The sequence below is a fragment of the Paramagnetospirillum kuznetsovii genome (assembly GCF_003284725.1).
In the GTDB taxonomy this organism is placed as follows: domain Bacteria; phylum Pseudomonadota; class Alphaproteobacteria; order Rhodospirillales; family Magnetospirillaceae; genus Phaeospirillum; species Phaeospirillum kuznetsovii.
The window spans coordinates 64,853-84,218 of record NZ_PGTO01000003.1 but is presented as its reverse complement, the minus strand read 5'-3'; the positions used below and the strand labels follow the sequence as shown (position 1 = coordinate 84,218).

General features: G+C 65.9%; 17 protein-coding genes. 9 read left to right on the top strand and 8 right to left on the bottom strand.

Features of this window, described 5'->3' with window-relative positions:
- Position 1 precedes the first annotated feature (1 nt).
- The 3 genes from CU669_RS05325 to CU669_RS22130 all read right to left on the bottom strand — a co-directional run bounded on the left by CU669_RS05325 (position 2) and on the right by CU669_RS22130 (position 5,819).
- Positions 2-3,832 (bottom strand): efflux RND transporter permease subunit, encoded by a 3,831-nt coding sequence (locus CU669_RS05325; protein WP_161539588.1) that lies wholly within the window; start codon positions 3,830-3,832, stop codon positions 2-4.
- A 3-nt stretch (positions 3,833-3,835) separates the two neighbouring features.
- Positions 3,836-5,425, bottom strand: coding sequence for an efflux RND transporter periplasmic adaptor subunit (locus tag CU669_RS05320; RefSeq protein WP_112142792.1), 1,590 nt, complete (start codon positions 5,423-5,425; stop codon positions 3,836-3,838).
- A gap of 85 nt (positions 5,426-5,510) precedes the next feature.
- The gene (locus tag CU669_RS22130) at positions 5,511-5,819 is read right to left on the bottom strand and encodes a DUF2946 family protein (RefSeq protein WP_407671553.1); all 309 of its coding nucleotides are present in this window, start codon (positions 5,817-5,819) and stop codon (positions 5,511-5,513) included.
- Between CU669_RS22130 and CU669_RS21030 the strand changes: the two genes are divergently transcribed.
- Both CU669_RS21030 and CU669_RS05305 read left to right on the top strand, forming a co-directional pair.
- A complete protein-coding gene (locus CU669_RS21030) occupies positions 5,769-6,236 on the top strand; it encodes a nicotinamide mononucleotide transporter (protein ID WP_146747674.1) in 468 nt (155 codons plus the stop codon). The two genes, CU669_RS22130 and CU669_RS21030, sit on opposite strands and share 51 nt — an antisense overlap.
- Entirely contained in the window at positions 6,233-6,439 is a 207-nt protein-coding gene (locus CU669_RS05305; RefSeq protein WP_112142789.1) for a hypothetical protein, read from the top strand. The genes CU669_RS21030 and CU669_RS05305 overlap by 4 nt, the downstream gene beginning before the upstream one ends.
- 140 nt (positions 6,440-6,579) lie before the next feature.
- Here the strand turns inward: CU669_RS05305 and CU669_RS05300 are convergent, their stop codons facing one another.
- Positions 6,580-7,674: a GGDEF domain-containing protein gene (locus CU669_RS05300; RefSeq protein WP_112142788.1), complete on the bottom strand. Its 1,095-nt coding sequence runs from the start codon at positions 7,672-7,674 to the stop codon at positions 6,580-6,582.
- Between the two features lie 41 nt (positions 7,675-7,715).
- On the opposite strand from CU669_RS05300, the gene CU669_RS05295 reads away from it, so the two are divergent.
- Positions 7,716-8,708, top strand: coding sequence for a prenyltransferase (locus CU669_RS05295; RefSeq protein ID WP_239988557.1), 993 nt, complete (start codon positions 7,716-7,718; stop codon positions 8,706-8,708).
- An 83-nt stretch (positions 8,709-8,791) separates the two neighbouring features.
- Here CU669_RS05295 and ychF read toward each other — a convergent pair whose 3' ends face one another.
- From ychF to CU669_RS05275, 4 genes are all read right to left on the bottom strand, one after another.
- A complete protein-coding gene (ychF, locus tag CU669_RS05290; RefSeq protein ID WP_112142787.1) occupies positions 8,792-9,895 on the bottom strand; it encodes a redox-regulated ATPase YchF in 1,104 nt (367 codons plus the stop codon).
- 16 nt (positions 9,896-9,911) lie between these two features.
- Positions 9,912-10,298: a GxxExxY protein gene (locus CU669_RS05285; protein ID WP_112142786.1), complete on the bottom strand. Its 387-nt coding sequence runs from the start codon at positions 10,296-10,298 to the stop codon at positions 9,912-9,914.
- A gap of 153 nt (positions 10,299-10,451) precedes the next feature.
- On the bottom strand, positions 10,452-11,147 hold the full coding sequence (pth, locus tag CU669_RS05280) for an aminoacyl-tRNA hydrolase (RefSeq protein ID WP_112142785.1): 696 nt from the start codon (positions 11,145-11,147) through the stop codon (positions 10,452-10,454).
- Between the two features lies 1 nt (position 11,148).
- Positions 11,149-11,763, bottom strand: a complete 615-nt coding sequence (locus CU669_RS05275) for a 50S ribosomal protein L25/general stress protein Ctc (RefSeq protein ID WP_112142784.1) — start codon at positions 11,761-11,763, stop codon at positions 11,149-11,151.
- A gap of 145 nt (positions 11,764-11,908) precedes the next feature.
- Between CU669_RS05275 and CU669_RS05270 the strand changes: the two genes are divergently transcribed.
- The 6 genes from CU669_RS05270 (at position 11,909) to CU669_RS05245 (ending at position 19,324) form a co-directional block, all read left to right on the top strand.
- Positions 11,909-13,120, top strand: coding sequence for an MFS transporter (locus CU669_RS05270; RefSeq protein ID WP_112143032.1), 1,212 nt, complete (start codon positions 11,909-11,911; stop codon positions 13,118-13,120).
- Positions 13,117-13,743: an HD domain-containing protein gene (locus CU669_RS05265; protein WP_112142783.1), complete on the top strand. Its 627-nt coding sequence runs from the start codon at positions 13,117-13,119 to the stop codon at positions 13,741-13,743. The genes CU669_RS05270 and CU669_RS05265 overlap by 4 nt, the downstream gene beginning before the upstream one ends.
- Positions 13,744-13,918: 175 nt before the next feature.
- Positions 13,919-14,293 (top strand): response regulator transcription factor, encoded by a 375-nt coding sequence (locus tag CU669_RS05260; RefSeq protein ID WP_112142782.1) that lies wholly within the window; start codon positions 13,919-13,921, stop codon positions 14,291-14,293.
- Positions 14,294-14,311: 18 nt separating this feature from the next.
- Positions 14,312-16,360 (top strand): hypothetical protein, encoded by a 2,049-nt coding sequence (locus CU669_RS05255; protein ID WP_112142781.1) that lies wholly within the window; start codon positions 14,312-14,314, stop codon positions 16,358-16,360.
- Between the two features lies 1 nt (position 16,361).
- Positions 16,362-16,589, top strand: coding sequence for a hypothetical protein (locus tag CU669_RS05250; protein ID WP_112142780.1), 228 nt, complete (start codon positions 16,362-16,364; stop codon positions 16,587-16,589).
- 2 nt (positions 16,590-16,591) lie between these two features.
- A complete protein-coding gene (locus tag CU669_RS05245) occupies positions 16,592-19,324 on the top strand; it encodes a sensor histidine kinase (protein WP_112142779.1) in 2,733 nt (910 codons plus the stop codon).
- The last annotated feature ends 42 nt before the right edge of the window (positions 19,325-19,366 follow it).

The window sequence follows — 19,366 nt, the reverse complement described above, 5'->3', positions numbered from 1 at the left end:
CTCAGTGGTGGTGATGGGCGTGGTCCGCCGCATTGGCCGCCGGGGCGGGAGCCGCCCCGCCCATGCCGTTGGCGGCCTGCATGGCCCGGATATAGGCGACAAGCTCCTGGTCCTGTCCGGCTTTCAGTCCTTCGGGCTTGGGCATGTCGCCGAATTTCCACATATGGCTTTTCGCGCCGGTATTGACGGCCGCGACGATGGTCTCGTCGCCATGGCCCGAATTGGCGCCGTAGGACGGGTGCAGCAGCGGCGGCGCGCGGTCCGAACCCCGCAAGGCGATTCCGTGGCAAGTGGCGCAGACCTGCTCGAACGCCTGCTTTCCCGCTTGGGCCTTGGGAGACAACCCCGGAGTCGCCACCGCGTCTTGCCCGAAGCGGGCCATGACGGTCTTTCCCTTGACCGTCAGGGACAGCACGGCGGAAACCTTGTCCGCCGCCTGAACCGGGGCCGGGGCGAACAGCGATCCGCCATCCGGGGCGAAGACGGCCTCGACGGTCTTGCCGCCCACCAACAAGGTCGCCTTGCCCGAAGCGACGATGGTCTTGTCGTCGTGATCGCGGACCCAGACCCGGATGCCGCCGTCGCGAACCAGGAATTCGATGCGAATGCTTTCGGCGGTTTCCAGATACTGGCCGCCGTACCAGGCGCTCATGGCCCCATGAGCCAGGGCGGGAGGCGCCGAGCCGAGCAGGACGACGGCAAGGGCGGCGGCGGCGACGGTCTTCATGGTCTTCTTCTCCGAAAGGGATGAGTGCCGCTCCACAGACGAGCGGGCGACGGTTAGGAATAAGACAGGAGTGACGATGGTGTCGAGGATGGTCGACGACATCAAGCCGCCGAAAATCACCACCGCCACCGGGTGAAGGATTTCCTTGCCGGGCGCGCCACCGGCCACCACCAGCGGAATCAGGGCCAGCGCGGCGACCAGGGCGGTCATCAGAACCGGGGTCAGGCGTTCCAGCGAACCGCGTTCCACCAAGGCCGGGCCAAAGCTTTGGCCTTCCTCCTTGGCCAGATGCAGGTAGTGCGACACCTTCATGATGCCGTTGCGCGCCGCGATGCCGGTCAGGGTGATGAAGCCCACCAGACTGGCCACCGACAGGGTCTGGTCGGTCAGCCAGAGCGCGGCGACACTGCCCACCAGGGCCATGGGGATATTGCCCATGATCACCAGGGCCAGCGTCACCGATTGGAAGTGGCTGTACAGCACGGCGAAGACGCCTGCCAAGGCCACCAGCGCCAACAGGGCGATCAGGCGGCTGGCCTCCTGCTGGCTCTTGAACTGGCCTTCATAGGTGATGCTGCTGCCCTGGGGCAGCGCCATGGCCGCCAATTCCGCCTGAACATCGGCGATGATGGCGGCCATGTCGCGGCCGTGGCTGTTGGCCAGCACCACGATGCGGCGCTGCATGTTGTCGCGGTTGATGACGTTGGGGCCCTTGGTCTCCACCACCTCGGCCAGCAGCGACAGCGGTACCTTGCCCGCCGGGGTGTCCACCAGGATCTGGCGGAAATCGGCGGTATGGGCGCGCCAGTCCTCGGCGAGGCGCAGCACCACGTTGAAGCTGCGCTGGCCGTCGCGGACCTGGCTGACGGTCTTGCCGTTCAGGGCGGCTTCCAGCGTCACCGTCAGCTGGTCGAGGGTGAGGCCGTATTTCTTGGCCTCGGCGCGGTCGAGCCGGATCTGAAGCTGGGGGATCAGCACTTGCTTTTCCACCTGAAGGTCGGTCAGTCCAGCAATGCCGCTCATGCGGCGGCGGGCCTCCTCGGCCAGACCGCGCAGGGCGTCGAGATCGTCGCCGAAGATCTTGACGGCGATCTCGGCCCGCACGCCCGACAGCAGATGGTCGAGGCGGTGCGAGATGGGCTGGCCGATATTGAGGGCAACGCCGGGAATGCGCCCCAGCCGTCCGCGCAGATCGGACAGGATGGCCTCGCGACCCCGCCCGGACGGCTTCAGGTCCACGTCGATCTCGGTGTAGTGGACGCCTTCGGCATGCTCGTCCAGCTCGGCCCGGCCGGTGCGCCGCCCGGTCGACTTCGCCTCGGGCACTTCCAGGATCAGCCGTTCGGCGATGGTGCCGATGCGGTTGGATTCCGACAGCGAGGTGCCCGGCGGCAGGATCAGGTTGATGGTCACCGTTCCCTCGTTGAAGGCGGGCAGGAAGGCCCGTCCCAGGAACGGCACCGAGGCGGCGGCGACCAGCACCAGCAGCAGGGCGGGCAGGATGACCTTGGCCCGATTGGCGAAGGACCAGCGCAAAAGCCTGGTGTCCAGGCTCTTGAGCTTGCGCACCAGCCAGCCGTCGCCATGGGCCACGGCCTTGGCTCGGGGCAGCAGATAGGAGGACAAGGCGGGCGTGACGGTCAGTGATACCGCCAGCGACGCCAGGATCGAGACCACATAGGCGATGCCCAGCGGGGTGAACAGGCGGCCTTCGATACCCGACAGGGCGAACAGTGGAATGAAGACCAGAACCACGATGACGGTGGCGTAGACGATGGAATTGCGCACCTCCGACGAGGCGTCGCGGATGACCTCGGCAACCGGGCGGGGATCGGGTGATCGGGCGTTTTCGCGCAGGCGGCGCAGGATGTTCTCCACATCCACCACCGCGTCGTCCACCAGTTCGCCGATGGCCACCGCCAGACCGCCCAGGGTCATGGTGTTGATGGACAGGCCCAGTCCGTGGAACACCAGGGCGGTCGCCACCATGGACAGGGGAATGGCGATCAGGCTGATGAAGGTGGTGCGCATGTTCATCAGGAAGGCGAACAGCACGATGGTGACCAGGACGGCGCCGTCGCGCAGCGCCGCCTCCACATTGTCCACCGCGCGGGCGATGAAATCGGCCTGCTTGAACAGGACGTGGTCGGCGCCGACATCGGGGGGCAGCGACCGCTTCAGCTCGGCCAGGGCCTTTTCCACCTCGCGGGTCAGGGTGACGGTATTGGCGCCCGGCTGCTTCTGCACCGCCAGGATCACCGCCGGGGCGGCGTCGATGGAGGCATCGCCGCGCTTGATGGCGGGGCCGAAGCGGACCTCGGCCACCTGATCCACCGTGATGGGGGCATTGCCGCGCCACGCCACCACGGTGTCGCGCAGATCGTCCAGCCGAACCGTCTGGCCCAGATTGCGGATCAGGAATTCCGAGGCGCGCTGTTCGAGAAACCCGCCGGTGGAATTCTTGGCGAATCCGGCCAGGGCGGTTTCCAGATCGGTATAGGACAGGCCCAGCGCCGACAATCGGGACGGCGAGACCATCACCTGATACTGCTTGACCTCGCCGCCGATGGGAATGACTTGGGACACGCCGGGAATGGACAGCAGGCGCGGCCGGATCAGCCAGTCGGCAAGGCCGCGCAGCTCCATGGGCGGCGTCGCGCCGCTCTCCGAGCGCAATCCGATCAGCATGATCTCGCCCATGATGGAGCTGACCGGCCCCATGACCGGCGTCATTCCGGTGGGAAGCTGTTCCTTGATGGTCGATAGTCGCTCGGTCACCAGTTGGCGGTTGCGATAGATCTCGGCGTTCCAGTCGAACTCCACGAAGACGATGGACAGACCGATGGCCGAGGTGGAGCGAACCCGCGTCACCCCCGGCGCTCCGTTCATGGCGGTTTCCACCGGACGGGTGACCAGGGCTTCCACCTCTTCGGGCGCCAGACCGGCGGCCTCGGTCATGATGGTGACGGTGGGACGGTTGAGGTCGGGGAAGACGTCCACCGGCAAGCGGCTCATGGTCCAGCCGCCATAGATCAGCAGGATCAGGGCGAAGGCCAGCACGAACAGCCGGTGGGTCAGGCTGAAGGCGATGATGCGGTCGAACATCGCTTATCTCCCCGCCCGCAGTTGGTCGACGCCCTGGCTCACCACCCGCTCTCCCGGCGCGACGGAGTCCGAGATCTCGGCAAGGGGGCCGACGATTCGCTCCAGCTTCACCGGCCGCGCTTCGAAGACCTCCGGGGCGGTGCGCACGAACACCACCTGTCGGCCGCCCAGTTCGGTGATGGCGTCGCGCGGCACGGCGGTGCTGAGACGGGTCGCCCCCGTGGCCAGGAAGACGTCCACCGGCATGCCGATGCTGAGATCGCCCACCCGGTCCGAGGTCACCTGGAAGATGGCGTGGATGCCCTGATCCTGGGGGTCGAGCTTGGGACTGCGCCCCAGCAGGGCCAAGGCGAAGGTCTGGCCGGGCAGCAGCTTGGTCGCCGCCATGGCGCCCGATACCCGCTTGGCCAGGGGCAGGTCGTGGATGATGGCCTCCACCCTCAACCGGGTCGGGTCCACCACTTCCACCAAGGCCTGGGTGGGATTGACCACCTCGCCGGGAACCACATGGACGTCGGTCACCACGCCGTCCAGCGGCGCGCTCAGCAGTTCGCGGCCCAATTGGGTTCCGGCTATCTGGGCGCGTTCCCGCCGCAGTTGCTCCACCTGGATGCGGCTGGTTTCCACCTGCTTGACCGGGACGAGGTCACCCAAGGCCGTGGATCGGGCGAGGTCGTTCTCGGCAATGGCCAATTGGCTTTCGATGCGCGACAGCGACGACCGCTTGTCGCCGCGCTCCAAATTGGTCAGCGTCGGTTCCAGCACCGCCAGGACTTGGCCCTTCCTCACCCGCTCGCCGGGGACGGGAATGGGAAAGGCCGGGTCGGCCACGATGCGGGCGGTCTGGGATGGCTGGATGCGGGCATAGCCGGACGGATCGGGAATGACGCGGCCCACCACCCGGACGCTGTCCATGGTCTCGCGCGGCTCGATCTTTTCCGTGCGGATGCCCAGCAGGAATTGGTTCGCCTTGGACATCATGACCGGTTCTCCCGGTGGCGTCTGGGCCTGGGCAGAGGCGGCGGCCAGTATGGACAGGGCCGCCAAGATGGCGCTTGCCCGGTTCCTTCGCAGGCGCGACAGACCCAGCATGACGGCAACCGCGCCGATGCCGATGGCGCCGCCGCCGACCCAATGGGTCCAATGGGAGACCGCCGCAGCGCCCGCCGAGGCGGAGCGCGGACCCAGGCGAACGCCTTGGATCAGCAGCAAATCGTCGCGGTGCCCGGCCAGGATGACCAGCGTCACATCGGCGCCCTCGGGAGGGGGTGCCCAGGCCAGGGCATAGACGCCCTCGCCGTGGGTGGGGGCCGCGCTCCCCTTCCAGTCTGCGGCCTCGACCGTGACGGTGGCGTCCGCGACCGGTGCGTTGGTGTCCGCATCGGCGAGATATAGCAGAGTCCTGCCGTCTCCTCCCGGAACCAGAACGGCCTGGAACGAACCTCCTTCCGCGCTGAATCCCGTCTCGACGGAAATGCTCGCGGCCGCTGGTGGCGGTGCGCCGTGGTCGATGCCGTCATGGGCTTCGGCTGTCGGGGAAAGCAGGCTCAGGACCGCCGCGAACGCGGTGGCCAGCAGGGGTGGATTGAACATGAGGGACGACTCCCAAGGCAAACACGACCATTGGAGCGCGGACGCGCTCCGGCTTCCCCGTCCAAGGCGACGGGGTGACGGCGTGCTAGAGTCTGGGAGGTTTTGGCGGCGGCGCCGAGCCGAGCAGGGGATGCGCCGCCTGCGCGGTCGGTGGGGCGTAGGCGGTGACCTCCGGCGGGGCCAGGGGGGCGACGGCCGGGGGAATCAGCGAGGCGAGGGGCGCCGCCATGCAATGGCCGCAATGATCGGCCATGGAACAGGGGGCATGATGAGACGATCGGGGACAATCGGCGTCATGTGACGCAGGAACGGCAATGGCGGCAGCGGCCGCAGGGGCTTGGGCGTGATCATGAGCCACGGCGGGCCCGGCGACCACCAGCAAAACCGCCAGCATCCCGATCCGCATCACCCACCGCAGAATGCTGTGTTCCGGCATTCGTCGCTTGACCCTATCCATACCTTCAAGGAATTAGGAAGGTCCAGACGGCAGCCGCTCGTCAAGAAAAAAACGCCATGGTGCCGTCACAGTGCGCCATGGCCGCTGATCCGGTCTGATGCTATTTTCCGGGAAAAGGATCGAGGGCTGAGAGTGCTGCAATCAATCAAGTGGGTCGGGACAGCGGCCGGTATCATCGGCGCGCTGTTTCTGGCCGCCAATGTGGCGGAGAGCGGGTGGGGCTTCACCTTCTTCCTGGTTTCGTCGCTGGCCTGGACCTGGGTGGGCGTGCGCACGCGCGACCACGCCCTGACCGCGCTTCAAGGCGTGTTCGTCGGCATCGATCTGCTGGGCATCGTCCGGTGGCTGCTGTGAGCGAGCAAGACCCCGACGTTTGGCGGGTGGCGAAGCTGGTCATGGAACGCCATGGCGACGAGGCCTCGGCCCATGCGGCCGCCAAGGCCAGGGATGCGCTGGCGAGTGGCGAGCGCGACGACGCGGTGGCCTGGACCCGCATCTACGAAGCGATCGAGTCTTTGCGGCAAGGGCTGCCGGGGCCGGGGGACACCGTGCATTAGAGCGCCGAGCAAAAAATATGAGGCGACGCGCTCTGGCGAGCATTGAGCGAGCGGCCAAGCGGCCGGAAGGACGCGCCCGGCGAGGGGCAACAAATGAAGCTAGAGAGTGATGCATATTAATGCATCACTCTCTAGAGACGCTATGCGATCATCACCCGATTGCGTCCGGCGGCCTTGGCGCGGTAGAGGGCCGCGTCGGCCTGCTTCAGCAATTCCGCCACATCGGGCGCCACCGCCTCGGGGGTGGCTTGGTCCGATGGTCCCCAATAGGCCACGCCGACGCTGACGGTAAGGTCGAACACGTCGCCCTTGGCGGGACGCACCACCATCTCTTCCACCTGACGCCGCAGCCGCTCGCCGATCACCTTGGCGCCGTCGATGCCGGTATTGGGCAGGGCGACGGCGAATTCCTCGCCGCCGATCCGGCCCAGGATATCGTATTCACGAATGGCGACGCGGCAGGCGGCGACGAAGGCCTTCAAGGCGTCATCGCCGGCGGCATGGCCCCAGGTGTCATTGATGGACTTAAAGTGGTCGATATCGAGCGCCAGCAGCGAGAACGACCGCCCCATGCGCCGCGCATGATCCAGTTCCAGTCCGGCGAGATGGTGGAAGTGGCGGAGATTGGCGACGCCGGTCAGCGAATCCCGGGTCGCCAGCACCTCCAATTCGGCCACATGCATCTGGGTGTCGCAGAAATCGCGCAGCGACAGCGCAAGGTCCGAGATGCCGCCGTCATCCTCCAAGACCACCGGCACCCGATTGATCACCAAGCGCAGCAAGGCGGCGCCGCTGCCGTCGCAGCCGACATCGGTCACCGGATAGGCGCCGACCACCAGGGTGCCGTTGCCGACGGGAAGCACCAGACGCTGCCATGTCTCGGTCGATCCGCCTTGGAACTGGGCGGTGTAGGAGCGCCACAACGGCAGGTTCAGGCGTCGGGCGTAGGTGTATTCGAATTCCAGCATGCCGCGCCGGTCCGGCGGCAGGATCTCGGCGGGCAGCACGTCGATGACCCGGCCGGTGAGGTCGGCGCCGAAATGGCGGGCGAAGGCGGCACCGTAATGGGCATAGCGATTGCCGCTTCCCTCGGGCTCGATCACCAGCAGATGCGGGGCGTGGTCGGAAAATTCCGCCACCGGATCAGCGATCGCCTGTCCCTTCGCCGCGCCGCGCCAACGGGCCAGCAGTGCCAATAGGCGCGCATCCATCACTGCGGGGATCAGGTCATGCATTGTGCGGCTCCGGGACGTTTGTGGACACAGGAGCTAACACGGTGTTGGTTAAGGATGCCTTCATGGCCAATCTGGTCCATGATCCACGCTTGATCCACGTCAACGCCGTCCTTTTCCTCGACAGTCACCATCGGCCCATGTCGCCCCTCATCCGCCGCCTGTTTCTTGCCACCCGTCCAATGTTCTTCCCCGCCTCGGCCGTGCCGGTGGCGGTTGGCACCGCCTGGGGATTGCGCGACGGCGCGCCCCTCAGCCCGGTTCCGCTGCTGCTGGCCCTGGTGGGGATGGCATGCCTGCATGCCGGTGCCAATGTGATCAATGACGTGGGGGACGCGTTGAACGGCTCGGACCGCCTCAATACCGACCGCATCCCACCCTTCACCGGCGGCTCGCGCGTCATTCAGGACGGTTTGCTCGGCCTTCGGGCCATGGCGCTATGGGGATGCGTGCTGCTGCTGGCCGGAGCCGCCGTCGGCGGTTCGCTGGTCGCCAGCAAGGGCCTGACCATCCTGGTCTTCGGCCTGGTGGGCGGGGGCCTGGCCCTGGCCTATTCCCTGCCGCCCTTCAGCCTCGCCTCGCGCGGATTGGGCGAAGCGGCGGTGGCACTCGGATTCGGCCTGCCGGTGGCGGCCAGCGCTTGGCTGCAAAGCGGCACCTTCAGCCTGGTGGCCATCCTGGCGGCGGCGACGGTGGGGTGCTGGACCGCCGCCATTCTGATCTGTAACGAGGTACCCGATATCAAGGCCGACGAAGCCGCGGGCAAGCGCACCCTGGTGGTGCGCATGGGCGCGAAAAGCGCACCGTCCATTTATGTGGCGGTCCAAGCCTTGGCCTCGGCCCTGATGCTGGCGCAGGGTTGGCTGTCCGAGATGCCTCCCTGGGCGACGGTGCCCCCCCTGCTGACCGTATTGGCCGCCTTGGCGGCGGCCCCCCTGATGATGGGCGGACGCGGATCGCAATTGGCGGCGATCCGCGTCACGCTGGCCATTCACCTGCTGGGCGGCATCTGGCTGACGGCGGCGGCGCTGGTGTAGGGTTGCCCCCACCTCGACCCTCCCCCGCAAGCGAGGGAGGGGAGCCAAGCCGCCGGAGGCGGTGCCCGGCGACCGAGGGCTAACTAGACATTGAACAGGAAGTGGAAGATGTCGCCGTCCTGGACGACGTATTCCTTGCCTTCCAGGCGCATCTTCCCGGCTTCCTTGGCGCCCGCTTCGCCGTTGCAGGCGATGAAGTCGTCATAGGCGATGGTCTCGGCGCGGATGAAGCCGCGTTCGAAATCGGTGTGGATGACGCCCGCCGCCTGGGGGGCCTTGCAGCCCTTCTGCAGGGTCCAGGCGCGGGCTTCCTTGGGGCCGACGGTGAAGAAGGTGATGAGGTGGAGCAGCTCGTAACCGGCGCGGATGACGCGGGCGAGGCCGGTTTCCTCCAGTCCCAGGGTTTCCAGGAACTCCTTGCGCTCTTCTTCCGAGGTCAACTGGGCCACTTCGGATTCGATGGCGGCCGAGATCACCACCGAGCTGTTGCCCTCGGCGGCGGCGAACTTGGCGACGCGTTCGGAGAATTCGTTGCCGGTGGCGGCGCTGGCCTCGTCCACGTTGCAGGCATAGACCACCGGCTTGACGGTCATCAGGCCCAGCGTCTTGGCGATGCGGCGCTCTTCCTCGGAATCGAAGGTGATGGTGCGGGCGGGCTTGCCGTCGCGCAGCGCGGCCAGCAGCGGCGCCATGACGTCCACCTGGGCCTTGGCATCCTTGTCGCCGTTCTTGGCCTTCTTCTCCAGCGGCACGATGCGGCGCTCCAAACTGTCCAGATCGGCCAGCATCAGTTCGGTCTCGATGGTCTCGGCGTCGCGCACCGGATCGACGCTGCCCTCCACATGGGTGATGTCGCCGTCCTCGAAGCAGCGCAGCACATGGACGATGGCGTCCACCTCGCGGATATTGGCGAGGAACTGATTGCCCAGGCCCTCGCCCTTGGAGGCGCCGCGCACCAGACCGGCGATATCGACGAATTCCAACTGGGTGGGAATTTCCTTCTGGCTCTTGCCGATGACGACCAGCCTGTCGAGGCGCGGATCGGGCACCGCCACGCGGCCCACATTGGGCTCGATGGTGCAGAAGGGATAATTGGCCGCCTGCGCTGCCGCCGTGGAGGTGAGCGCGTTGAACAGGGTGCTCTTGCCCACATTGGGAAGGCCGACGATGCCGCAGTTGAAACCCATGAAATCCTCGTTCTTGCTAGAGCGCGAGTCGGCTGATGCCGTCGCGAATGAGAGGGACGTTGAAATTGATGAGAAAGCCGAGGCGTCGGCCGGAGAGCTTCAAATAGGTGAGGAGCTGCGCCATATGGAGCGGCGCGATCTTCTCGACGGCCTTTATCTCCACGATGATCTTGTCCTCGACCAGCAGGTCGAGCTTCAAGGCCGAATCGATAACCTCTCCATCATACGTCACCGGGACCGCCACCTGTCGCTTCACGCCCAAGCCTCGCTTCGCCAGCTCACGCGTCAGGCATTGCTCATACACCGACTCTAAAAGCCCCGGTCCCAGCGTGCGATGAGCCTGAAAGGCCCCATCGACGACGTCCTTCGCCAGGGAGTCGAGATGGTTGGGCACTTCAATCATCTTGGTGTCCTTGGTGCCTTGGTGGTGATGTCAGCGATGCCGACATGACAGACGTCGGTCATTGATCCTGGCGGTGGTTTACCACCAAGACACCAAGGACACCAAGAGGGCGCTCCATGCGTTGGCTTCGTTGCCTGATGATGCCCATGGTGATTATTCATTTTTCTTACGGAACGCCGCCTTCAGCGCGTCGGCGAGGCTGCCGCCGGAGGGCGGGGAGGGTTCGGGAAGGGGAGCCGCGGCCGTCTCCATGGGCGGCTTTTCCTTTTTCGGCTTGGGCGGGGCGGTCAGGTGGGCGACGCGGTTCATGAACCCGGCGTCGTCGCCCTCGGCCAGCATGGGGAAGGTGGCGGCCACGGCGTCGAGCAGCGGGGCCATCCAGGCCTCGTCGGCCTTGGCGAAATCGTGCAGGACATAGCCGGTGACCAGATCGCGGTCGCCGGGATGGCCGATGCCGATCCGCACCCGACGATAGTTCTGGCCCATATGAGAATCGATGCTCTTCAGCCCGTTATGGCCACCCGCGCCGCCGCCGCGCTTGACCTTGAGACGGCCGGGCGGCAGGTCGAGCTCGTCATGCGCCACGACGATGTCGTCCACCGGAATCTTAAGGAAGCGGGCGGCCGCACCCACCGATTGGCCGGACAGGTTCATGAAGGTCATGGGCTTTAGAACCAATACCTTGCGGCTGCCGATGACGCCTTCGGCGATCTCGCCCTGGAACTTGGATTTCCAGGGGGAAAAGGAATGGCGGCGGACGAGTTCGTCCGCCGCCATGAAGCCGATATTATGACGGTTTCTGGCGTATTGGGCGCCGGGATTACCCAGTCCCACCACCAGCAGCGTCATGTCAGCCAGCAGCCTCGGGGGCCGCTTCTTCGGTCTCGGCGCGGGCCACGGTCGGCGCCGCGATGGAGGCCACGGTAGCGTCCAGGGCCATGTGATAGGGCTTCACGCCAGCCGGCAGCGCGATGTCCTTCAGATGCACCGACTGGCCGATCTCGAAGCCGGTCAGGTCGATGACGAATTCGTGCGGGATGGCTTCCGGGCTGCACATCACTTCGATTTCGTGCAGTTCCACATTGACCACGCCGCCCTTCTTGATGCCCGGGGACTTGGCTTCATTGGTGAAGTGGACCGGAACCTTCACGTGGATGGCGTGATCGGCCGACACGCGCATGAAGTCCACATGGATCGGCTGGTCGGTCACCTTGTGCATCTGCACGTCGCGAGCGAGGCAGCGATGCTTGCCGCCCGAACCGAGATCGACGTCGAACAACTGGGTGAAGAAGCCGGACTTGGTGATCTGGGCCCACAGCACGCGGGGGTCGAGTTGAATGCAGACGGGGGCCTGCTTTTCGCCATAAATGACGCCGGGAACCTTACCTTCGCGACGAGTGGCACGGGCGGCCCCCTTTCCGCTCCGATCGCGCATCTCGGCGGCGATGATGATAGCTTCGGACATGGTGTTCTCCTGACAAACACATATAAGCGCGGCCTCCAGGGGTGCCGCGCGGAACCGGTCGTTTACACCTGTTGCCCCGGCTTGGCAAGCATGACTAGACTCGGCGCCCGTTGTTCAAGGCCCGTTGTTCAAGGAAAGCCGTGTCATGACCGCATCGGCGCGGGATGTTCTCGCCATTCGTGATTTCCGCCTGTTCCTGCTGGGCCGCCTGTTGGCGTCCCTGGCGCAGCAGACCGCCAGCGTGGCGGTGGGCTGGCTGGTTTACGACACCACCCACAATCCCATGGATCTGGGGCTGGTGGGCTTGGCGCAGTTCGTTCCCGCCCTGATTTTCGTCCTGCCCGGCGGCCATCTGGCCGACAAGGTCGACCGCCGCCTGATCCTGCTGGCCTGTTCGCTGGTCACCACCCTGGTCATGTTGGCCCTGCTCGCCATCGTGGCGTCGGGATCGCCCGACATGGTGGCGGTTTACGCGGCCATGTCGGTGCTGGGCGCGGTGCGCGCCTTCTGGGGGCCTGCCGGTCAGTCGCTGACTCCCTTGCTGGTGCGCCGGGATCTGCTCAGCCGCGCCGTGGCGCTCAATTCCACGGTCTGGCAGATCACCGTCATCGCCGGACCGGCCTTGGGCGGCTTTCTATATGCCCTGGGACCGGTGGCGGTGTTCGGAACGTCTTCGGTGCTCTTGACCGGGGCGACGCTGGCCACCTTCGCCATGACGGCGCGGCTTTCCATTCGAACCGAGAGTTCGGGCGGCATCTTCGACGGCATCCGCTTCGTGCTGGGGCGGCCAGAAATCCTGGGCTCTGTGTCGCTGGACCTGTTCGCGGTGCTGCTGGGCGGCGCCACGGCCCTGCTGCCCATCTATGCCAGGGACATCCTGATGGTGGGGCCGGTGGGGCTCGGCCTGTTGCGCAGCGCGCCCGCCTTGGGGGCCGCGACCTCCGCCCTGGTCCTGGCCCATCGTCCCATGGAGCGCGGCGCCGGGGCCAAGCTGTTCGTGGCGGTGGCCATCTTCGGCGCGGCCACCGTGGTGTTCGGCCTGTCCACCAGCTTCCCGCTGTCCATGGCGGCCCTGGCGGTGCTGGGGGCCGCCGACATGGTCAGCGTGGTGCTGCGCCAGACCCTGGTGCAGATCAACACGCCCGACGAGATGCGTGGCCGCGTCAGCGCGGTCAATCTGGTTTTCATCACCGCCTCCAACGAACTGGGGGAGTTCGAATCGGGCGTCACGGCGGCGTTGTTGGGCACCGTGCCCGCCGTGGTGCTGGGCGGTGTCGGCACCCTGGCGGTGGCCGCCATCTGGGCCTATCGCTTCCCGGCCCTGCGCCGTTTCGAATTGTCCAAGGAGGGAGCATGATTCCCTGCGCCGATTCCCGCCTCGCCGCCCAGATCGCCTTCATCGTCGAGATCGACAAGCTGAAGACCATCCTGCGCCAGACCCTGCTGATCGATTCGTCGCGGCGCGAGAATGATGCCGAGCATTCCTGGCACATCGCCACCATGGCTTTCCTGCTGGAGGAATACGCCGATGATCCGGTGGATGTGGGCCGGGTGGCGCGCATGCTGCTGATTCACGACATCGTCGAGATCGACGCGGGCGACACCTTCATCCACGACGAGGCCGGGCACGAAGACAAGGACGCCCGCGAGCAGGCGGCGGCACGGCGGCTTTACGGCCTATTGCCCAAGGATCAGGCGGCGGCTTACAGCGCCCTGTGGCGCGAGTTCGAGGACCGCCAAACCCCAGAGGCCCGCTTCGCCCATTCCCTGGACCGGCTGCAGCCGCTTTTGCACAATTTCGAGACCGAGGGCGGCACCTGGAAATCCAACGCGGTCACCGCCGATAAGGTGGAAAAGCTGCTGCCCCGCATCGAGGGCGGGTCCGGCCGCCTTGCCGCCTATGCCCGCAGCCTGATCGCCGAGGCGGTGGCGCGGGGCTATCTCGCTCCCGCAGCCCGGAATGCTTCAGGTTCAGGCTGAAGCATTCCGGGATTCGCGCTGCTTGGAAAAGCGCCGCTTTTCCACGGGCTCAAACGCCGCTCGGGCTTAGGGTTTGATTCAGTGTAACTGCATCAAACCCTAACTGCCCCCTTGGCGCGCCGCCAAATAAGCCCCATGATCATCATTATAAATATAAGATCGGCGGGGGTGAGGCGTGGCACGTTCCGTATTGATCGTCGATGACGAGCCCAACATCGTCATTTCGCTGGAATTCCTGGTCAGGCAGGCGGGCTATGAGTCCCGCATCGCCCGTGACGGCGATGCCGCCTTGGCCGCCGTGGCGGAACGGCTGCCGGACCTGATCCTTCTCGATGTCATGATGCCCAAGCGCGACGGCTACGATGTCTGCCAGACCATCCGGGCCAATCCGGCCTGGGCGGGGGTTCGCATTATCATGCTGACGGCGCGCGGCCGCGAGATCGACCGCGAGAAGGGGTTCGCCCTCGGCGTGGATGACTATGTCACCAAGCCGTTCTCGACCCGCGAGGTGGTGGAACTGATCAAGCACTACCTGGAGCCTGCTCCTTAAGACCGTGAAGGGACGCCTGTGAGCGACAGAAGCTGGATCGCCCTCATCTTCGCCGGATTGGGACTGGCGGGATCCGTCGCCCCGGCGGCGGTGGCGCTTTGGACCGGCGAGCCGTTGGGCTGGGCCGAGAAGGTGTCGGGCGTGATCATCGCCGGTCTGTTCGCCATGGCCTGGAGCTGGGTGGATCACCTTCTGCTGGGGCCCAGCGCCCGTCTTGCCGCCGACATCCAGGATTGGCTGACCGGCTCGGCCCAGGAACGGCCGCTGGGCGATGTGGGCCTGCATTCCCTGGGGGCGCTGCCCGATGTGGTCGGCCATCTGTGCGATGCCGCCCGTATTGAGCGCCAGGGTCTGCGCCAGGCCGCCCGCACCGCCAGCGACCGGGCCCAGGAGCAACGGGCTTGGCTCGACGTGGCGTTGCGCGATCTGGCCGAATGCGTCGTCGTCTGCGATCTCGACCATCGGGTGTTGTTTCACAACCGCGCGGCCGAGCGCCTGCTGGCCGGCGTCGCCAGTGGTTTCGGCTTGGGGGCGCTGGTCCCGCGAGCCTCGCTCGACCATGCGCTGGATTGCCTGAAGGCGCGGCTTTCGACCTTCGGCAAGGATGGCGAGGGACTGGTGGGAACCACCGTATTCGCCTGCCCAAGCCGCAGCGGCCGTCAATTGCTGCATGGACAGATGTCGCTGGTCCTTGGTCCTCGCCGCGTTATCACCGGCTACGTGGCGGTGTTTCGCGACATGAGCGAGAACTGGGCCGACCTCGATCCCCGCGACGCGGTGCGCCAAGCGCTGACCCGTGACCTGCGGGGGCCGCTGGGCTCGCTTTATGCCGCCGCCCAGATGCTGACCGACTATCCCGACATGGCCGCCGCCGACCGGTCGAAATTCGTCGGCGTGGTGGCCGAGGAAAGCGTGCGCATGAGCAACCGGCTGGAAGCCATGGCCGCCGGGTCGAGTCGCTCGGCGCCCGAGGCATGGCCCATGGCCGACATCCATTTCAGCGAGGTCTACGCCTCCATCGCCGCCACCTTGGAACACCGCCTGGACATCAAGCTGACCATGGTCGGCGTGCCGCTGTGGCTGCACGGCGACAGCCACAGTCTGATGGAAGCCTTCCTGGCGTTGTTCGCCGCCCTCCACGCCCATACCGGCAGTTCGGTGTTCGACATGGAGTGCATGCTGGGCGACCGCCGCGTCTACATGGATATCAACTGGAAGGGCGATCCGGTCGCCGACCACCGCCTGACCCATTGGCTGGACGCCGAGATCAACACCGCGCTGGGGCCGCAGCGGGTCAGGGATGTGCTGGACCGCCACGACAGCGAGCCGTGGAGTCTGTCCAAGCGAGGCGGCTTCGCCGCGCTTCGGGTTCCCTTGCCGCTGGCCCGTCGCGCCCAGTTCACCGATGCCGAATGGACCGGCCTCGGCAGTCCGTCGTCACTGACCGAGGCCGATATCAGGGCGGAATTGCTTGTCCGCGCCAATGTGGGCGCCTTTGCCGGGCGCAAGCTGGATCACATGGCATTCCTTGCGGTGGCGGTGGTCACCCCCCTGGGAGCCGCCCAGGCAGGCGATCGCCGACGCATCACCGCCCTGGGCGCCGTCCGCATCGAGGATGGCCGACTGCTGACGGCGCGGAGCTTCGAGCGAAAGGTCGCGGCGGATGCGGAGGGAAGCGCCGACGGCAAGCCGCCGCTGGCGGTGGTGCTGCCCCAGTTCTGGGCCTTCGCCGACGATGCCGTCCTGGCCTTCCACGGCATCGGCTCCGCTCTCGGCCTGCTGGAAGACCGCGAGGGCCAGGGCATTCATCCCCTGGTGGTCGACACCATGATGATCTCGTCCCTGCTGGACCCCATCGAGCCCGACCATTCCCTGGAGGAGACGGCGCGCAGGCTGGGAATCCGGGTGGGCGATCATCGCACGGAAATCGGCAAGGCGCTGATCACGGCGGAAATCCTGATCCGCCAGATCGACCGGCTGAAGGAAAGCGGAATCCATGATTTCGGCCAATTGATGGACACGGTGCGGGGCCGTCTGGCCCGCGCCGAGGCCTTGGTGGAGAGCTGAGATGCCGCATCGCCGCGCCTTCCGGCTTCGCAAGTCCAAGGCCGTTCGCGACAAGCTGGCGGCGGCCTTTCTGTTGGGGGCCGCCCTGTTCACCCCGCCACTGCTGATGCTGTTCATGAACGGCGGCATGGTGGCGGGGGTTCCTGTCTTCGCCCTTTACGTCTTTTCCGCCTGGATCGGCTTGACCGGCGTGGTGGCGCTGATCGCGGAAAAGGGTGAGGGGGACTGACCATGTCCACCGGGGCGCTGGCGCTCGTCTCGCTGCTTTATCTGCTGGTTCTGTTCGCCATCGCCTATGGCGGCGACCGCAGGGTCGGGCTGACCGGGCGGCCGCTCAGCGGGCCTTGGATCTATTCCCTGTCGCTGGCGGTCTATTGCACGTCCTGGACCTTCTTCGGCAGCGTCGGTCTGGCGTCCAGCCGCGGCCTGATGTTCCTGCCCATCTATCTGGGGCCGACGCTGATGGCGGCGCTGTGGCCCATGGTGGTGGGCAAGATGATTCGCATCGGCCGGGCCGAGCGCATTACCTCCATCGCCGACTTCATCTCGTCGCGCTACGGCAAAAGCCATTCGGTGGGCGCCCTGGTCACCGGCATCGCCATCATCGGCATCGTCCCCTATATCTCGCTTCAGCTCAAAGCGGTGTCCGACACGTTCGAACTGCTGACTCACGAGACCACCGCGAACCTGTTCGACACCGCCTTCTACGTCACCGTGATCCTGGCGGCGTTTTCCATTCTGTTCGGGGCGCGCCATATCGACGCCTCGGAGCATCATCGCGGCATGGTCAGCGCCATCGCCTTCGAATCCGTGGTCAAGCTGGCGGCCTTCCTGCTGGTGGGCGGGCTGGTCACCTATTCGTTCCACGATGGATTCGGCGATTTGTTCGCCCAGGCGGCGGCGCGCCCCGATATCGCCCAGCTCTTCACCTTCGCCGGGTCCGGCGATTACGGCACCTGGATATCGCTGACCCTGCTGTCCATGATGGCCATCATCTGCCTGCCGCGTCAGTTCCAGGTGGCGGTGGTGGAGAATGTGGACGAGGCCCATGTGCGCCGGGCGGCTTGGCTGTTCCCGCTTTACCTGATCCTGATCAATCTGTTCGTGCTGCCCATCGCCCTGGCCGGTCGGCTGGCCTTCGCCGATCAGGGCGTCGATCCCGACACCTTCGTGCTGGCATTGCCGCTGGCCAAGGATTCCGCCGTCTTCGCCACCATCGCTTTCCTCGGCGGGCTGTCGGCGGCCACCGGCATGGTCATCGTCGAGACCATCGCGCTCGCCACCATGTTTTCCAACTACATCGCCATGCCGTTGCTGGTGCGCGGCTATCTGGCCTTCGCGCCGGGCCGCGATTCCTTGAGCGGCGTGGTGCTGGCCATCCGCCGTCTCGCCATCGTGGGCTTCTTGTTGCTGGGCTATCTTTATGCCCGGCTGACGGGGGAGAATTTCACCCTGGTGGGAATCGGCCTGATGTCGTTCACCGCCGTGGCTCAGTTCGCGCCGGTGCTGCTGGGCGGTTTGTTCTGGCGGGGCGGCAGCAAGGCTGGCGCCCTGGCCGGTCTGGCGGCGGGGTTTCTGCTGTGGGCCTATACCCTGTTTTTGCCGTCCCTGGCGCGTTCGGGGGTTTTGCCGTCTTCCTTCACCGAATGGGGGCCGTTCGGCATGGCGCTGCTGAAGCCGGGGGCCTTGTTCGGTCTGGCGGGAATGGAGGCGGTGCCCCATGCCCTGATGTGGAGCATGATCGCCAATATCGGCTGTTATGTGCTGGTGTCCCTGATCTCCGAGCAAAGCGCCATCGAGAGAATTCAGGCGTCGCAATTCGTGGATTCCTTCAACGCGGTGCCGGGCGGGACGTCGCAGTTCTGGCGCGGCAACGCCACCATTTCGGACCTCCAGGCCCTGGCCGCCCGCTTCGTCGGCGCCGAACATGCCGAGGCGGCTTTTCGGGGGTTCAGTCAGACGCGCCGGATCAGCCCCAATCCGGACGAAGCCAATCCGGAACTGGTGGAGTTCACCGAACGGCTGCTGGCAGGCGCCATCGGCACCGCCACCGCCCGGGTGGTGGTGGCCTCGGTGGCCAAGGGCGAGATCGTCAGCCTGCACGAGGTGATGGATATCCTGGACGAGAACTCCCAGGTCATCGCCTATAGCCATAAATTAGAGCAGAAATCCAAGGAGCTGGAGACCACCACCGCCGAGCTGCGGGCCGCCTACGAGAAGCTGAGCGATCTGTCGCGCCTGAAGGACGAGTTCATCGCGACGGTCACCCACGAGCTTCGCACGCCGCTGACCTCCATCCGCTCGTTCTCGGAAATCCTGTTCGACAATCCCCAGGTGGACCTGTCCCAGCGCCAGGAATTCCTCGGCATCGTCATCAAGGAAAGCGAACGCCTGACGCGCCTGATCAATCAGGTGCTGGATCTGGCCAAGCTGGAGGCCGACACCGATACCTGGGATCTGGTGGACAGCGATCTGGTCCAGGTCATGGAGGACGCCGCCAGTTCGGTGGGGCAGTTGTTCAAGGACAAGGGCGTGGCGCTGGACCTCGATCTTCCCGCCCAGCCGGTCCATCTGGAGACCGATCGCGACCGCTTTTCGCAGGTGGTCATCAATCTGTTGTCCAACGCCGTGAAATTTTGCGACCCGCAGACCGGCCGCGTCCAGGTCTCCTTGCGTGATCAGGCGGACGGCATCACCGTTTCGGTCCGGGACAACGGTCCCGGCATTCCGGATTGGGCGTGCGAGAAGGTCTTCGATAAGTTTCAGCAGGTGGGCGACACCATGACCTCCAAGCCAGCGGGGACGGGCCTGGGCCTGACCATCAGCCGCAATATCGTCAGCCATCTGGGCGGACGAATCTGGGTGGAGAGTCCGCCTGGGCAAGGGGCGATGTTCGCATTTTTCCTTCCCCGCATCCCAAGCGATGGCAACCTGGGTGCGGGTTCGATTGGACCTGATCACTAAGGTGATGTAAATTCCCGCCTTGGATATGCAAATGGGGATGGA

Coding starts and splice junctions, on each gene's coding strand:
- CU669_RS05325 (WP_161539588.1), bottom strand. CDS start 3,832: ATGTTCGACCGCATCATCGCCTTCAGCCTGACCCACCGGCTGTTCGTG.
- CU669_RS05320 (WP_112142792.1), bottom strand. CDS start 5,425: ATGTTCAATCCACCCCTGCTGGCCACCGCGTTCGCGGCGGTCCTGAGC.
- CU669_RS22130 (WP_407671553.1), bottom strand. CDS start 5,819: ATGCTGGCGGTTTTGCTGGTGGTCGCCGGGCCCGCCGTGGCTCATGAT.
- CU669_RS05300 (WP_112142788.1), bottom strand. CDS start 7,674: ATGCATGACCTGATCCCCGCAGTGATGGATGCGCGCCTATTGGCACTG.
- ychF (WP_112142787.1), bottom strand. CDS start 9,895: ATGGGTTTCAACTGCGGCATCGTCGGCCTTCCCAATGTGGGCAAGAGC.
- CU669_RS05285 (WP_112142786.1), bottom strand. CDS start 10,298: ATGATTGAAGTGCCCAACCATCTCGACTCCCTGGCGAAGGACGTCGTC.
- pth (WP_112142785.1), bottom strand. CDS start 11,147: ATGACGCTGCTGGTGGTGGGACTGGGTAATCCCGGCGCCCAATACGCC.
- CU669_RS05275 (WP_112142784.1), bottom strand. CDS start 11,763: ATGTCCGAAGCTATCATCATCGCCGCCGAGATGCGCGATCGGAGCGGA.
- CU669_RS05270 (WP_112143032.1), top strand. CDS start 11,909: ATGACCGCATCGGCGCGGGATGTTCTCGCCATTCGTGATTTCCGCCTG.
- CU669_RS05265 (WP_112142783.1), top strand. CDS start 13,117: ATGATTCCCTGCGCCGATTCCCGCCTCGCCGCCCAGATCGCCTTCATC.
- CU669_RS05250 (WP_112142780.1), top strand. CDS start 16,362: ATGCCGCATCGCCGCGCCTTCCGGCTTCGCAAGTCCAAGGCCGTTCGC.
- CU669_RS05245 (WP_112142779.1), top strand. CDS start 16,592: ATGTCCACCGGGGCGCTGGCGCTCGTCTCGCTGCTTTATCTGCTGGTT.